The organism is Peribacillus psychrosaccharolyticus ATCC 23296 (assembly GCF_000305495.1).
Taxonomy (GTDB): Bacteria; Bacillota; Bacilli; order Bacillales; family DSM-1321; genus Peribacillus; species Peribacillus psychrosaccharolyticus.
Map to the genome: position 1 here is coordinate 20,600 of NZ_AJTN02000007.1, position 15,761 is coordinate 36,360.

At 38.8% G+C, this 15,761-nt stretch carries 16 protein-coding genes and 3 tRNA genes; 3 read left to right on the forward strand and 16 right to left on the reverse strand.

Annotation, left to right across the window (positions count from 1 at the left end):
• Window positions 1–33: 33 nt before the first annotated feature.
• The 9 genes from WYK_RS25200 to queG form a co-directional block, all read right to left on the reverse strand.
• Window positions 34–753, reverse strand: coding sequence for an ABC transporter permease (locus WYK_RS25200; protein WP_040372630.1), 720 nt, complete (start codon window positions 751–753; stop codon window positions 34–36).
• A complete protein-coding gene (locus tag WYK_RS25205) occupies window positions 754–1,464 on the reverse strand; it encodes an ABC transporter permease (protein WP_040372632.1) in 711 nt (236 codons plus the stop codon).
• Window positions 1,464–2,372, reverse strand: a complete 909-nt coding sequence (locus tag WYK_RS01370; RefSeq protein ID WP_040372634.1) for an ABC transporter ATP-binding protein — start codon at window positions 2,370–2,372, stop codon at window positions 1,464–1,466. The genes WYK_RS25205 and WYK_RS01370 overlap by 1 nt, the downstream gene beginning before the upstream one ends.
• A 142-nt stretch (window positions 2,373–2,514) precedes the next feature.
• Entirely contained in the window at window positions 2,515–3,852 is a 1,338-nt protein-coding gene (locus WYK_RS01375; protein WP_040372636.1) for a HAMP domain-containing sensor histidine kinase, read from the reverse strand.
• Window positions 3,849–4,520 carry a response regulator transcription factor gene (locus WYK_RS01380; protein ID WP_407951464.1) on the reverse strand — a complete coding sequence of 224 codons (672 nt, stop codon included), beginning with the start codon at window positions 4,518–4,520 and terminating at the stop codon, window positions 3,849–3,851. Before WYK_RS01380 ends, WYK_RS01375 begins: the two co-directional genes overlap by 4 nt.
• A 289-nt stretch (window positions 4,521–4,809) precedes the next feature.
• Complete coding sequence (gene nfsA, locus WYK_RS01385) at window positions 4,810–5,559, reverse strand: oxygen-insensitive NADPH nitroreductase (protein ID WP_040372637.1); 750 nt, start codon at window positions 5,557–5,559, stop codon at window positions 4,810–4,812.
• A 103-nt stretch (window positions 5,560–5,662) separates the two neighbouring features.
• Window positions 5,663–6,151 (reverse strand): tRNA (uridine(34)/cytosine(34)/5-carboxymethylaminomethyluridine(34)-2'-O)-methyltransferase TrmL, encoded by a 489-nt coding sequence (trmL, locus tag WYK_RS01390; RefSeq protein WP_040372639.1) that lies wholly within the window; start codon window positions 6,149–6,151, stop codon window positions 5,663–5,665.
• Between the two features lie 76 nt (window positions 6,152–6,227).
• Entirely contained in the window at window positions 6,228–7,091 is an 864-nt protein-coding gene (locus WYK_RS01395; RefSeq protein ID WP_040372641.1) for an amidase domain-containing protein, read from the reverse strand.
• Between the two features lie 131 nt (window positions 7,092–7,222).
• Window positions 7,223–8,356, reverse strand: a complete 1,134-nt coding sequence (queG, locus tag WYK_RS01400) for a tRNA epoxyqueuosine(34) reductase QueG (protein WP_040372643.1) — start codon at window positions 8,354–8,356, stop codon at window positions 7,223–7,225.
• A gap of 111 nt (window positions 8,357–8,467) precedes the next feature.
• On the opposite strand from queG, the gene WYK_RS01405 reads away from it, so the two are divergent.
• The gene (locus tag WYK_RS01405; protein WP_040372645.1) at window positions 8,468–9,136 is read left to right on the forward strand and encodes a B3/B4 domain-containing protein; all 669 of its coding nucleotides are present in this window, start codon (window positions 8,468–8,470) and stop codon (window positions 9,134–9,136) included.
• A gap of 43 nt (window positions 9,137–9,179) precedes the next feature.
• Here WYK_RS01405 and WYK_RS01410 read toward each other — a convergent pair whose 3' ends face one another.
• The 7 genes from WYK_RS01410 to WYK_RS01440 form a co-directional block, all read right to left on the reverse strand.
• Window positions 9,180–10,937: an ABC transporter ATP-binding protein gene (locus WYK_RS01410; RefSeq protein ID WP_040372647.1), complete on the reverse strand. Its 1,758-nt coding sequence runs from the start codon at window positions 10,935–10,937 to the stop codon at window positions 9,180–9,182.
• Between the two features lie 156 nt (window positions 10,938–11,093).
• Window positions 11,094–11,167: transfer RNA gene (locus WYK_RS01415), tRNA-Gly, on the reverse strand.
• 14 nt (window positions 11,168–11,181) lie between these two features.
• A tRNA-Gly gene (locus WYK_RS01420) sits at window positions 11,182–11,255 on the reverse strand.
• Between the two features lie 15 nt (window positions 11,256–11,270).
• Window positions 11,271–11,344, reverse strand: a tRNA-Gly gene (locus WYK_RS01425).
• A 175-nt stretch (window positions 11,345–11,519) separates the two neighbouring features.
• Entirely contained in the window at window positions 11,520–11,936 is a 417-nt protein-coding gene (locus tag WYK_RS23120) for a YbjN domain-containing protein (protein WP_051387251.1), read from the reverse strand.
• A gap of 255 nt (window positions 11,937–12,191) precedes the next feature.
• Window positions 12,192–12,974, reverse strand: coding sequence for an HAD family hydrolase (locus tag WYK_RS01435; protein WP_040372649.1), 783 nt, complete (start codon window positions 12,972–12,974; stop codon window positions 12,192–12,194).
• A 123-nt stretch (window positions 12,975–13,097) separates the two neighbouring features.
• Complete coding sequence (locus WYK_RS01440) at window positions 13,098–14,237, reverse strand: zinc-dependent alcohol dehydrogenase (protein WP_040372651.1); 1,140 nt, start codon at window positions 14,235–14,237, stop codon at window positions 13,098–13,100.
• A gap of 191 nt (window positions 14,238–14,428) precedes the next feature.
• Here WYK_RS01440 and WYK_RS24730 point away from each other — a divergent pair, with 191 nt between their 5' ends.
• The gene (locus WYK_RS24730) at window positions 14,429–14,611 is read left to right on the forward strand and encodes a hypothetical protein (RefSeq protein ID WP_040372653.1); all 183 of its coding nucleotides are present in this window, start codon (window positions 14,429–14,431) and stop codon (window positions 14,609–14,611) included.
• A 115-nt stretch (window positions 14,612–14,726) separates the two neighbouring features.
• Window positions 14,727–15,647, forward strand: coding sequence for a sensor histidine kinase (locus WYK_RS23125; protein WP_161629084.1), 921 nt, complete (start codon window positions 14,727–14,729; stop codon window positions 15,645–15,647).
• Window positions 15,648–15,761: the final 114 nt, after the last annotated feature.

A 15,761-nucleotide genomic window follows, 5' to 3' on the forward strand; every position in this document is an offset into this window, starting at 1 on the left:
GTAACAGAAAAAGGTAGATTGTAGTGTGCCAGCTTAAACTTCTTTTCTTTGGAAATACGCTAAACCGCTAACGAAAAAGAGGAAAAAACTACTTACAACCACCCCATATAACGTTGCATCAAAAATTGGCAATCCCCCAACTTTGTCTGTCAATGAAAAAGCAGCTAGAAAAGGCTGCGCCCAAGGATAATAAGGAGCAAATTTTTCCGAATTCACAATTAAAATGTTGGGCAGTGTAAAAATCACATTTAATGCCATTGGTGCGGCGAAACTTGACCATATAGTGGAAGCAAACAGTTGCAACGCAGCCAGTGGCAAACTAGCAAACATCGATCCTCCAACACTTAAAAGGAACAACTCCCAGGGAATATCTCCTGAGAATCCCTTTATCCAGCCGGTTATCATTAAAACGGCCAAGAATAACAGCTGAGTCAGCATAAGGAGCAATGTTACGATCAAAAACTTGGAGGTATAAACCAAGCCCCGGGATACTGGCTGTGCAAGCAATTGCTTCCATCCTCCGTCTACATGCTCAAACCGGCATGTACAGCTTGAAAAGATTCCCGCCAAAAGCGGCAGAAATAAAACTGTATGGGTGATATTCATATTAGCCATTAACTGCTCCCATTGAACAGGACCTTCGATGCCAATTCCTAGACCTATTAACGAAGCAAGTAACGGACTCACCAATGTTAAAGACCATATAGACGATTTTTGCATCTTGAGCAGCTCTGCATGAAACATCCGGAGCATTTAAAGCACATCCCTTCTTGAAAAATCCAGAAGACCAACTAGATAGACTAAGAGTCCTGTCAATACTCCAGCTGTGGCTGAATATTCAAACTTTCCCCAGCTGTTTTCAAGAAAGAGCCATTTATACGGGACCCAATCAGGCATAATAACCCCATATAAAGATAGAATTGTCCCGACAATCCCACATGTCAGGGCAATGGCTTGATTCTTTACTACAATGGAAAGCCACGTATGAAGTGCTGCGAAAGGCAACGCCGCAAGAAGCGGATAATAGCTGATTTTTAACAGATATTCAAATGGGATCTTTGTCCCAAAATCTAATGCCATTCCTAAACAAATAAGCCCAATCCCTAAGCATGTGCAGGAAATAAACAACAAGAACGTAAGCAGCATAAATTTTGCAGTAAATACACTACATTTTGAAACTGGCAGAGCGAGCACCTGTTTCCAAGAGTTTGTTTGATGCTCAATTCCAGCCAAAATAGAAGCGACAATCGCAAGTCCCATCATTAACGCAGGAACGGCAAGTAACCTTGATTCATCTATTAACCCGCCCCATAGGTCATCCTGATATTGCTTAGTCAGCCATTCATATCGAAGCAGAAAATTAAATGCCTCTAAACCCACTACTCCCGCTGGTCCAAGAAACACAAGAAACCATACCCACTTTTTCTTCATCTTTAAGGTATCTATTAAGAGAAAACGAATCATTAAAGACTTGCCTCCCCATTTGTAATGGTTAGGAATATCTCTTCTAAGGATTTCTTTTCCTCTTGAACTCGGTATATCTCATACTTGTGGCTGACAATTACGTCAATCATTGCAGCAACCTTTGCATCCGCAAGATAATCTACATACACAATCCCTTCTTCATTTACAGCATGACTGCTATTGATTAACGTCTTCACTTCTACTGGATTATTAACATGGAAACCTATTCGACTCATCGATTTTTTTCTTATTTCTTCAATAGAGTTTTGAAAAACTAATTGACCCTTGGCAATGATCCCAAGCTGGGTTGCCATCAGGTCGATTTCTGATAAAAGGTGACTCGAAACAAGAACCGTTGTCCCATGTTCCTTCGGTAATGACCTAATTAATTCACGGATTTCATGTATTCCAGATGGATCGAGTCCATTTGTCGGTTCATCAAGAATTAAAAGCTCAGGATTTCCAAGCATGGCCGCAGCAATTCCGAGCCGCTGTTTCATACCAAGAGAAAACCCCTTAACTGGACGTTTTGCTTCCCTGTTTAATCGAACAATCGAGAGCACTTCATCGATTCTTGATTTGGGTATTTCTAGAAGTCTACGAAGCACCTCCAGGTTTTCATAAGCTGTTAAATGACCATAGTAAGATGGAGACTCTACCAGTGAACCTGTTTTTTTCAAAATAAAAGATTTGTTATCCTGCAGGTTCTTCCCGAACATTTCGATTGTTCCACTACTCGGTCTAGCAAGCCCGAGTAGCATTCGAATCGTAGTTGATTTCCCAGCACCATTTGGCCCTAAAAAACCATAAATTTCTCCCTCTTTAATTTGTAAATCAAGATTCTCTACAACTTTTTTCTTTTTAAATGTCTTCGTTAATCCCTTTGTTTGAATCATAAACTTTTCCACACATCTCACCTCTAGATTAATCATAAATTGCTTAGGTTAAAAGGAGATATCGGGAAAGGTTAAATTCTGGTTAAGAAACAAGTAAACGTACCTAAAAAGACTGCTAACAACAGAGTCAGCAGTCTTCCTGTACTTATTCAAATCAATCAGGAGGTTGAATGGTAATCATTGTTCCTGATTCATCACTTTTAATCGCAAAATCCAAATTCATAGTCTTAAGCATCATAGATACAATCGATAAGCCAATGCCTGCACCTTTTGCCGCTGACTGCCCGACCATTCCTTTACCATGGTCAATTACACTAAGACCCTGATGGTTAAAGGAGACCCTGATATACTTACCAGAAACTGCATGGCGATTGACATTTTGAAATAAATTATCAAGTACACGTTCAAACCATTGCGGATCAATTGTCCAAAATATTGGCGTATTGATAATATCTAACTCAATAACAAATCCTTCCTTTTCAAAAACTGGGTACCAAGCAGCACTTGACGACCGGACGATCCTCGCTGCATCTATCCTGTCCGGATGAAACGGGTATTTCCCTGAGGAAAGGAGTGTATAACTCATTAAGTTCTCAATCAATTGTCCCAAGTAATCCACCTTAGCGTCAATGGATGCTAGTGAAGAATGTCCTTGAATCGTTAATGGCTCTTTTTTAAGGCGATAAGCATGTCCCCTTATTGTTGTTAAAGGTGTCCGTAAATCATGAGATAGATTGGCAATTAACTGTTTCCTCAATTCCTCTTCATCTTTTTCCCGATCACGACTCGCTTCTAACTTACCAATCATATCATTAAAAGAATTCTCTAATTGGCCAATTTCGTCTCTTTTTCCAATGATCAACGGCAAAGGAATCCCCTTTTTTGTCGGTGTCGTCATTGCATTCTGAACCCTTAGTAACCGTTTACGAATGCGATAGAAGAAAATGAAAGAAATAAAGATAAAAGCGCATAGAATGATAAAAATACCGATAATCCAGAGTAGATTGTATTTTTGATATACTAACTCATCGTTGGTTTTCATAAGAGTTCGAGGAACCTGCGTAACAATGAATCCCTGCTTGTTATCTTTTCCCAGCATCGTAACCAGTGTATATGGATCTGCATCAGAACCCCGACTTTTTTTCATAAACGCAACTGTATAACCTGCGGACCAAATCTCAGGAATATCCTTCTGATGAGCATTTTGGCGTGTCCTTCCTTCGCCATCTACCCAAAAGATATCAGCCTTCTTGTAAGACTCTTGAATGATTTTTACCTGTTGGTTCACATCCGGTATTTCTGCACCATCCAGCTCTTTTGCCGTTTTTTTCACGATTACTTCCAGAGTAGACCCACTTTGATAACTAGTCGTCATTCCTTCTCTCAACGGCAGCATCAGCAATGACGTCAACGGAAACGAAAAGGGCAAAATAATGATGGCTAGAAAAATAATCAGCACATATCTCGTTAATAATGACTGAAACCACCTCATTGCCGCACCCGGTAGCCCAGCCCGCGGATCGTTTCAATAATTTTCGGAGAACCTGGTCTTTCTTCAATTTTCTCACGGATATGTCGAATATGAACCATTACGGACTTATCTCCAACAATAAATTCTTCACCCCAAACCGCCTCAAAAATCTGCTCCTTTGATAAAATCTGATTGGGGTGTCTCAGAAAATACATAAAGATGCGAAACTGTTTCCCTGTTAAGAGAATTTCTTGATTGGTACGACGATCAAGAATTTGATTTTGATGGATATTAATTTTCAGGTGAGCAATTTCAAGGTCACTCTCCATTATCTGCCCTGTTCTTCTTAGCAGAACTTCAATTCTTGCGGCCAATTCATCTGGATGAAAAGGTTTGGTTAGGTAATCATCTGCAAATTGCAGGCCATGCAGTTTATCATCCACACTTGAACGAGCTGATAGCATAAGAATCGGAGTATGTGGATATCTTTGTTTAAGCCTCTGCCCTACCGTAAACCCATCGAGTCCAGGAAGCATCACATCTAAAATTATTATTTCTACGTTGGCATCAAAAGACAGCGCTTCTTCTCCCGATTTGAGCCAATGAACTAAATATCCTCTTTCTGTTAAATCTTCTCCACATAATTTCCCTATATCCTCATCATCTTCTATATATAAAATTCTCGTCATACTTATCTCCATATCTTTTATTTTTCTATTTATTACTAGTTTAGTTAACTATTATGAAAAAGAAAAGAAAATCTGCTGCTCACGTTCACAACAGATAGAAATTGGGGTATACTATTTTTATACTATAATTTGGGACAATACAATTCAAAGGGGGCTGCCACATGGGTACAGTCATTATTGTTGCTGTTACTATTACATTCTTAGCTGCAATCTTCACTGCAGGTTATAACGATAAACCACACGCATAAATACATAAAAGAGCTGCCAACTTTATTGGCAGCTCTTTTCTTTACCGTTTATTCAACCCTTGGCTCTCGACATAGTCCTTCATGTACAGCCTCGATTTTTTACCTAGCATAGCCGTCATTTGACATGTCCAATTATCTTTGCGCAAACCATTTGACCGTTTAAGATAATAAGAGCGAATTGTTCGGTTAAATTGTTCTAACTGTTCATTGAAAACTTCGGGGTCACTTTGATACTCATTTTCATGATAAATATTTTCAAGAGGAAGCCTTGGTTTTTTAGCAGATGGGTTCGTTGGATACCCAGCTACTAACCCAAATAACGGAATGACTCTTTTCGGAATTCCTAAAAGTTTCGATACTTCCGGCAGATTATTACGCAGACCGCCGATATAACAGATGCCTAATCCCATTGATTCTGCTGCTATGGCAGCATTTTGTGCGGCCAATGCAGCGTCGATAGAAGCAACTAAAAATTTCTCCGTACTTTCAAGTGCTTCCGTCACATCAGCATTTTCCATTTCTGCAGCTCTTTGAAGTCGCTGCAAGTCAGCACAAAATATGAATAAATGGCCATTTTTCTCCACATATGTCTGCGGCCCAGCAATTTCTGCAAGAGCGGCTTTCTTCTCAGGATCGGTTACACCAATGATTGTATATGCTTGAATATAGCTTGAAGTCGATGCTGCTTGAGCACAAAGAACCATCGTTTCAATTTGTTCCTTTGATAGAAGCTTGTCCTCAAATGATCGAATTGATCTATGATCTAAAATCGTTTCAACTAATTTATTCATGACCATCACCTCCAGAAGTATCCTTCCCTTTTCTGTTCCCCAAAGTATCACCAATGAATCCAGTTGTGCAAAGATAAACCCACTTCCTCGCACAACGTTAGATTCAATCTTTCATTATGATATCTAAGTCACGATAGTCTTGCTGCCTTAATGCTTCATAGACCAAAATAGCGGCAGTGTTGGATAAATTAAGTGAACGTACTTTATCCGTCATTGGAATTCGCAGACATCGATCAAGATTATTTTGAATCAAATCCTTCGGAAGACCAGTGGTTTCGCGTCCAAAAATGAAATAATGCTCTTTATTTTGATCACTAAAATCAAATGTGGTATGTGGTTTCTCACCAAATTTACTTATATAAAAATATTCACCACCTGCATTTTTCTCAAAAAATTCCTCTAATGAATCATAATAGTGAATTTTTACGTGTTCCCAATAATCAAGTCCTGCCCTTTTCAACATCTTATCATCTGTTGAAAAGCCTAGAGGACGTATCATATGAAGCGTTGTATCAGTAGCTGCACAAGTCCTCGATATATTTCCGGTATTCGCAGGAATTTGCGGCTGGTATAAAACTACATGTATGGACACTTTCTTTTCACCTCTTGTTTTTTCTTCAACACATAGTATATCACTAAACAAACATTGAAAAAACAGAACAAGTTCTTTAGGTGCCGTCCAATATTAAGTAAAATTTATATTTAATATTTGGTGTATAGGCCGTTGAGTCCTCATATGCCCAATAACGATGCCTGCTATTGGTGGTATGTGCATTTACAAGCGGCATGCTATTTTGGTCCTTAGCCGTAACAATCAACGAATGATCAAACCTGCCGTCGCCCTGAAAGTCCAAACAAATGATATCACCTAAATCAAGCTCTTCTGGTCGTTGTACTTCCTTCGTCCGAATTCCCTGCCCCCTATCTAAAAGCTGCTGAAGCGCATTAGCAACAGTCCAGCTATAGCTCCATACCGTTCCACTCATCCACCAGCCAGTACTTCTCTTTGGACTCCCCCACATAGGTATGCCTCCAGCATGTAGACATTGAGAAATAAAACTTGAACAATCATCCGTGAATTTCGGATAGGCAGGATTAAATTCATTCCACCAACGCTCTGCATATTGAACTGCCTTTAATCGACTATAATGATAGTCTAGTCGTTCCGGTTGTGACTGGACAGCTGGTACACCTGGGCCGCGTTCTTGGTAGGAAGGTTGGATTTCCCAATCATCATTCAGTTCTCCAGAATGAAATAACGCTCTACGCTGTTCCAGCTCCTCTTCAATATAAAACAATGTCCCATGCTTAATTAAATATTTAAAATGCACTTGATAATCCAACCAATGTTCATCGCCCTTTTCTGTATCATTTATAATACGTCCAATTGCTTGGACCCTCACAATTTCTGCATCTCTCGTTCGAAGGCATGCCCTTTTATTCACTAACCTATCGCTTCCGCTCTCACCATCCCCATCAATAACCAAAAGCTGCACACGTTCGGCCAGTAAATCTTTTAGCTGCTCTTTCAATTGTCTTCCTCCTTGTCATCTTTTACTTCAATGTATGAAGAACAGCTTGTTAAAAGTTTCAAAATGGTAAGGAAATATCAATCTCATAAAAAAAAGCCTCTCCGAAGTCATATGGAGAGACCAGCTATTCATTATATATCCTGCATTTGTAATCCTTTTTCAATTTCCTGGAGAACTTCTTGATCCTGTTCCTCAATCTTTGCTTGCTTTAATGCCAGATATGCTTCATCCCCGCCAATTTTCCCTATGGCCCAAGCGGCGGTTCCTCGAATCACAGGACGTGGATCTTCTCTTATCAGATCCATCAATTCAGGTAGTGCTGCTTCATCCTTAAAATGAGCAAGAGCGATAATGGCATTACGTTGAATTGGTTTTTTTCCTCGCCATGATCCAGATACATGGCCGAATTTGTCCTTAAAGTCGCGATTACTCATCGTTAATAACGGACGCAGCAGTGGTTTAGCAAGTTCAGGATCAGGTTCCATTTCGTCATGAAAGTGGTTGTCCTTCCCCTTATTTTCGGGACAAACAGTTTGGCATGTATCACATCCATATAAACGGTTGCCAAGCTTAGTTCGGTATTCATCCGGAAGAAATCCTTTTGTTTGTGTTAAAAAGGCTATGCATTTGCTCGAATCGAGCTGACCACCTTGAACGAGTGCTCCAGTCGGACATACATCTACACATTTATTGCACTCCCCACAGCGATCCTCCATGGGTGTATCCGGTTCAAACGGAAGACTCGTAATGATATCCCCTAAATACACATATGAACCAAACTCCGGGGTAATAATTGAACAATTTTTTCCGCTCCAGCCAATTCCCGCACGCTCAGCTACAGCTCGATCAACCAGCTCTCCAGTATCCACCATAGATTTAATGACTACCTCTGGTGCTTTCTCTTTAAGGAATTCTTCTAGCAGTGCCATTTTTTTTCGTAACACCGTATGATAATCTGTTCCCCAAGACGCACGGCAAAAGATTCCCCGCCGCTCTCCCCTTTTACTTTGAGGAGGATTTTTCAGCTTTGAGGGATACGCCAGCGCAATTGAGATAATAGAACGGGCTTCAGGTACTACCAATGCGGGATTTACCCGTTTTTCAATATCAGGCTCTTCAAAACCTGATTGATAATTAAGCTCCTGTTGCCGAAGAAGTCTATTTTTCATTTCATCAAAAGTATTCGCTGTCGTGAAGCCAATCTTGTCAATGCCAATTTCCTTACTATATAAAATCACTTCTTGTTTAAGTGCTTGAAAATCCACAAATTATGCCTCTTTTCGTTGCTTACTATCATGTACAAAATGGAACAACAACTTTTTAAACCATCGCTATCTATGATAAACTATTTTCAAGTATTTTTGGAGGTGGAACGTATGGAAATCTCGCTTCATCCTGAACTCTGTGAGAAAGTCTCTGGTTTTAAGGCCGGTATTATCCAATATTCTGGCATAGAAGTAGGCCCATCACCACAAATGGTCAAAGGGAGACTTCAGTTGTTTCAGGAATCCCTTTATTTTGATTTACAAGATAAAGAACTGACCGATTTTTCTGGTCTTAAAGAATGGCGCCAAATTTTCAAAGCAGCCGGGACCGATCCTACCCGCTACCGACCTTCTGTAGAAGCACTGTACAGAAGAATTAAAAAACAGAATTATCTTTTGCCTGTCCATTCAGCCATAGATCTAAATAACTTTTTCTCCCTTCAATATGAAGTGCCAATCGGCATTTATGATCTTGCTGAGCTTAAGACAGGTATCACCCTCAGGATTGGTTATCCTAATGAAGAATATTCGGGATTGAATGGACGTAATAATTCACTACATAATATGATTACTTCGGCGGATGATATTGGTCCATTTGGGAGTCCATATGTCGATTCAATCCGAACCAAGGTAACAGAAGAAACCACTGAAGCTCTGCAAATCATCTATTTAAAATCGTCTATTTCCAATGAGGAAGGCGATCAATTGACAAAATCACTCATGAACATGTTTCTCCAGATACATGGCGGGGAAGGTTCCTATCAAGTTCTATCCTGCTGAATGGTACAAGAAAAACGCCCATTTTTATTTTGGGCGTTTTTTCTTATTCCTCAACACTTGCTAAATCTAATTGCAGCTGCTGTGAAGCCAGCTTCTTATAAAGGTCATGGCTCTCTAATAATTGACGATGCGTTCCACGCCCTGTAATCCGGCCTTCTTCTAAGACTAATAACTGATCAGCTTCAATAACCGTTGACAGCCGATGAGCAATAATTAATGTTGTACGACCCTTCATTAAGTTCTTAATTGCATACTGTACCAACTGCTCCGACTCACTGTCCAGATTGGATGTTGCTTCATCAAGCAAGAGAATACGCGGATCCCGCAGGATAGCCCGTGCAATAGCAATACGCTGTCTTTGACCTCCTGATAACATAACTCCACGTTCCCCAACCTCAGTGTCATAACTGTTTGGTAATTTTTCAATAAAACGATCGGCATTAGCCATACTTGCTGCGTTTCGAACCTCTTCGTCCGTAATATCCCTGCCTACTCCATAACAGATATTATCTCTAACTGTACCGGTCATAACGGGACTATCCTGTGATACATACCCAATTTGGGACCGCCATAATGAGAGGTCAAAGTCAGAGATTTTCACACCGCCTATTGTAACATTTCCGCTGTCAGGTTGATAAAATCGCTCTATCAATGAAAAAATAGTTGTTTTACCACCACCGCTTGGACCCACTAACGCGATTGTACTAGTTGCAGGTACTGTAAAAGACACGCTGGTCAAAATGGGTTTTGAGTGCTCATACGAAAACACGACCTGATCAAAAGTTAAATCACCATGCATGACGCCTTCATTTCCCGCGTAGGATTCTTGCTCTAAATTAAGCAGATGCTGAATCCGGTCTGTAGCACCCAGTGCTTTCTGAAATGCAGTAAAAAAGGAAGCCATCTGGCTGAAAGGGACGACAATTTGGAACATATAAATAATAATAGCTACAAGTGTTCCTGCCGTTAACGCTCCTGAAGCAACCCTGATTCCGCCGTAACCAATTAGTATTACCAGAATCATCATCATAATAGTCGTCATAAAAGGAGAAATAACGGCCTGAATTCTTGCTTCCTTTAACCCAAAATGAAATAATTGTCCGACTCCTGAGAACCCCTTCTCCTTTTCCAATGCCTCACCGTTATAGGACTTGACCAATCGGATTTCACTTAAGACCCTTCCCAAGTTCCCGCTGAATGAAGCCATCTCGTCCTGCGTTGACCGAGATACTTTGTACATCTTCCTTCCAAGCGGCATCAAAATTAGCAAAGATATTGGAATGATTCCAAGCATGATAGAAGTCATTCGCCAATCAAGCATAAACAAAATGATTATAGAGCCAATAATAGAGACAATTCCCGAAATAAACGTAACCAAATGATTGGTTATTACGGTCTTAATTGTATTCGTATCTTGGGTAATTCTGCTCAACGTTTCTCCTGATTGATTAGCATCAAAAAAGGAAACAGGCAAACGCAGCACATGGTCCCATAACTTCCGACGAATACCTGCGACCAGATTCTCACCGATATACATTAAAAAATAAAAGGAAAATCCACCTGCTGCCGTCTGAATAATAAATGCCGCCAGCAACAGGATAATCACTCCTGTCTCTATTCCGCTTCCAGACATCTGATCAACAAGTCCTTTTGTAAACAAGGGAACAATTAACGCTGCCCCTGTTTCCAGCAGACTTAATCCGATTACAAAAACAATCATTCCAATCGGGAGCTTCTCGGATTTTAATAAAACAAAAAACGACCGCCAATTAGCTTTTGGTTCCACCTTTACTTCACTCATTTATCTTCCTCCACCCTGACGATAAGTTAAATTATAGGCAAAATACAATATTATTACAAATATTGAAACAAAAAAAACACACCCGAATGGTATGCATAAAGAAAAAACGCAATATTTCGTTCTCATATGTAACGAAAAACTGCGTTGTGATATGTATGGAGCGGGTGAAGGGAATCGAACCCTCATCATCAGCTTGGAAGGCTGAGGTTTTACCACTAAACTACACCCGCATATATAATTTGTATGGAGCGGGTGAAGGGAATCGAACCCTCATCATCAGCTTGGAAGGCTGAGGTTTTACCACTAAACTACACCCGCATATATGATTTTTTATGGAGCGGGTGAAGAGAATCGAACTCTCATCATCAGCTTGGAAGGCTGAGGTTTTACCACTAAACTACACCCGCATATTTTGTTGAATCTTGTCGAAAAACTTAACAGAATTAATTATAGTCCCTTTTCTAAAGATATGCAACCCCCTATTCAATACTTTCTATTTATTTTTATGCATCCATATCAGACTTATGACTCTCCAAAACTAAAGAAAAGCTCCTCTGCATGCAAAAGAACTTTTCTAAAAACTTAAGACCAAATGACTTCCATAAATTTCGGATACGATTCTTCTGCTGTTTCAAGCAGCATAATTAATTTTCTAAAAGCAACATCTGCATTAAGTTCGCCCTCAACCAGATAAGAATACCGAATGGATACAATTCCATCCTCTTCATAAAATTTAGAATATCGGTAATCTGTATTAAATTGATTAATAAGCTCATAGATTGCCGTCTTCTTTTCTGGATTTTTAATTTCGGCTACATTGAAACAGAATAGATCAGCTATATCTCCTCTTTCATTAAAGGCACAGCCTATGATAACTTTCCAGCCATCCTTCAGCTTCTGTTCAGCTCTAAAAAAAGTTGACCCGTCTTGATTCTGCTTTTCTTCCATTTGTATTTTTTCTCTGCTTAAGAAATTTCTGAATTTCACTGCACTTGACATACAACCCTCACCTCTCTATATTACTTTATATTTTATACCGAATCCTGCCAAATTTACAGACTTTTCAGCGAAATTCATCTAATAAACTACTTTTTATGGTGAGTCCTTTCCTAAATACCACAAAAAAACAGCGGATGCCCCATCGTTCTGGCATCCGCTGCTTTTTTAAACACTCCAAATCGTTCTTTTCAAAGGAGTAGTTATTATTGTTATATACCCGCTTCTTTTAAAGCAAAACCCTTTTCGACAAAATTATTATAATTTTGCTAGGATAGGGAGTAATTCGTGCAAACTAGTTATTTCATAGTCAGGTGTAACATGATTACGTTCCTTCTCATGCCGGTTAATCCACACAGAAGAAATTCCTGCTCTTGATGCCCCAAGAATATCCGTCATAAGATTGTCTCCCACCATTACAACTTCCTCTTTTTCCAACTTCATTAACTTTAAGGCATGTTCAAAAATGCCTGGATCTGGTTTGCCGCGGCCAAAATTACCTGAAATGACTATTTGGTCAAAATAAGGGACTAATTCTGGCGTGATTTTGAGTTTTGTATGCTGTAAATCCGGTGATCCATTGGTTAATAACAGCAGCCGATACTCTTCTTTCAACTGATTCAAAACTTCGTAAGAGTCATCATACACAATCGGATTTTTCCTTCGTTCAAGCGGAAAAATTTCGGCAAGCTCTTGACCGTAATCAGGGTTGTCAATTCCTAATGCTTGCAACCCTCTTGTCCAAGCATCTTTACGATAACCTGGTACAATGTCCTTCATCTTGCGGAAATTCACTTCATCATCGAGAAAGTTCCCCCAAAGCCCTTCAAAAGGATTTATCCCAATCATCTGTGTAAACTCATACGTCTCATATGATGCATACAGCTCACGTGCTTCTCTCCGCACTGCTTCTTCAAGCTGCTTAACATCAACGCCGAGTTTATGACCAGCAGCCCTGCACGTAGCCTCAAAAGCTTTTGCCACACTTTGCTGATCCCATAGCAGTGTATCATCCAAATCAAAAAAGATTGCTTTAATCATATCTGACATCCCCCTTATGTACCCCATTCATAACTCAACTTAATGATAAACTACATTAATCCGTCAAGAAAGAAAAATCCTCAAAAGCATGACTGCCTTTGAGGAAATTAATTTCTATACTAGTTATGGTTTTAAAACGACTTTTACACATTCATCTTCATGGTCATTAAAGATTTTGTAGGCTTCGCTTGCTTGTTCTAGAGGAATCTTATGAGAAATAATCTCCGTTGGATCAAATTCTTTAGCTGTAATCATGTTAAAAATCTTCGGCATTAAATGAATGACTGGTGCTTGTCCCATTTTAAGGTTAATGTTTCTCTCAAATAAGTTACCTAGTGGGAACATGTTATATTTTGAACCATAAACACCTGTTAGTTGAATCGTTCCAAATTTTCGAACAGCATTCAAACCAATATCGATGGCACTTAACGTACCTCCCTGCAGCTTCAGCTTTTGCTCAACAGCTTCAACCACAGATTTTTTTCCGTCCATTCCTACACAATCGATTACAACATCTGCGCCGCCGCTCGTTATTTCTTTAAGGTAACTACCCATATTATTATACTCATCGAAATTATAAATTTCGACTTTATTCATACTCTTGGCACGGTTTAATCGATAAGGAAGATTATCAACGGCAATGACTCGTTTTGCTCCCTTCATCCAGGCAAATTTTTGTGCCATTAACCCGATTGGACCGCATCCAAGAACAACTACTGTATCTCCTTTTTTTACACCAGCATTTTCAACAGACCAATAGGCAGTAGGAAGAACATCTGACATAAACAAAACTGCTTCATCTTCAAGCTCACACGATTCAGGAATAATAAACGGCATAAAGTTTCCATACGGTACACGTAGAAATTCAGCTTGTCCACCCGGATAATTCCCATAACGTTCCGTAAACCCAAAATATCCTCCCGTATCAATATCTTCATTCCTATTTGAATGATCACACTGACTTTCCATATCATGCTCACAATAAAAACAATGACCGCAAGCAATATTGAACGGGAGAACCACTCTGTCCCCTTTTTTTACTTTAGTCACCTCTGGACCTACTTCTTCTACGATTCCCATCGGTTCATGACCAATTACATAATCCTTCTGCGCAGGCAGCGCACCTTGATAAATGTGAAGATCCGAACCGCAAATTGCTGTAGAAGTAATCCGCACAATAATATCATCTTTCATTTGAAGTTTTGGATCTTCCACTTGTTTAACTTGAATATCCTTTGCCCCCTGAAAAGTAACTGCCTTCATCCAATCATCCTCCTATAGTAAATTAATCTATTATTTGTATACCCATTCGTTAGCTATTTATGTCATCTTTTAACTGATTTTAAAAAGAAGTATCTCTATTAATTTGGAAAATAATGTTTAGGATAATTTACATTAGTAATAGAAAAGTTTACTATTAATTTATATAAATAATCAGTATAAGGAGTATTATGTTGAAAAATCACGAATATTATCAAAACCAATACCGAATAATTCTTAAAAGTTTTATGGGCATGATTTCTTTCTTACTTTTAGTCGGTATATCTGTTTCTCCAATCAACTGGAAGAACGACCCTTTTGACATGTCTTTACAAGTTGTATTAATAACAGGAATTATCCTATCGCTTGATTTTTAATAGTAAAAACGAAGGCCGGCTTTATAAAACTATATTCATAGTTTTAATTACTGTATATTTTTACTTGAAGTTTTGGACCTTCCCTGACACAGCAATTATGTTGGCTATATTCGCTATGGCCCCGTTAATCCCGATCTTTTTATTTGATAAAATAGGTTTTTACATTGTTTTTGCTTTAAATTTCATACTTGGTCCTGTCTTCATCATTGTCATCTCTCAATCTAATCTCCAATATACATATTTGTATGTTTCGTTAGACCCATTTGGCAATACACTTAACTTCATTGCTATACAAATAATTTTACTATTTGTATTTATCAGTACAAATAATAGAATGGCCTCAACAAAATCCTTTCACCAAGAACTTCAACAAGCCAAACAATTACATTCTGTTGGTCAAATGGCCGCCACAATAGCACACGAAATACGAAATCCTATAACAGTAGTAAAAGGATTTGCTCAACTATTAGATCAAAAAGAGGAATTGACCGAAACAGAAAAATTTTATATCCAGACCATGCTTACTGAACTAGAGTATACTCAAGTCATTATTAATGATTATTTATCATTAGCTAAACAGCAAACAGGTATTGTTCAAGTTATCGCCTTAAACGATGAGATTAAAAAAACAGCAGATCTATTAACGAGCTTTGCTAATCAGCGGAACATAGGCATTGTACTAAAACCCAATCATGACTTATATATTAAAATGGATCCAATTGAGCTTAAACAGCTTTTAGTTAATATTATTAAAAATGGTATTGAATCAATGGATAAAGCAGGTTTTATTACAATAGAAACTGAACAAGATCAGGGTATGGCAAAAATAATGATTACTGATACAGGAGTTGGGCTTACTAAGAATCAAATTGATGTGCTTGGTACTCCTTTTTACTCACTTAAGGAGCAGGGTACTGGCATTGGTTTAACTGTTTGTTATAATATTGTTCAAAAATATAAAGGAGAAATCCTTGTTACAAGTAAATTTTCGATCGGGACAACCTTCACCATATACATTCCTTTATGCTCGACATAAAAAGGCAGCAGGTATAAGTCTTTAATCGACTTATACCTGCTGTCCTTTTTATTAAGGAATCATCCAAGATAATACGCCATTTTGCAAGAAGGTCATAATACCAATAAGGATAAC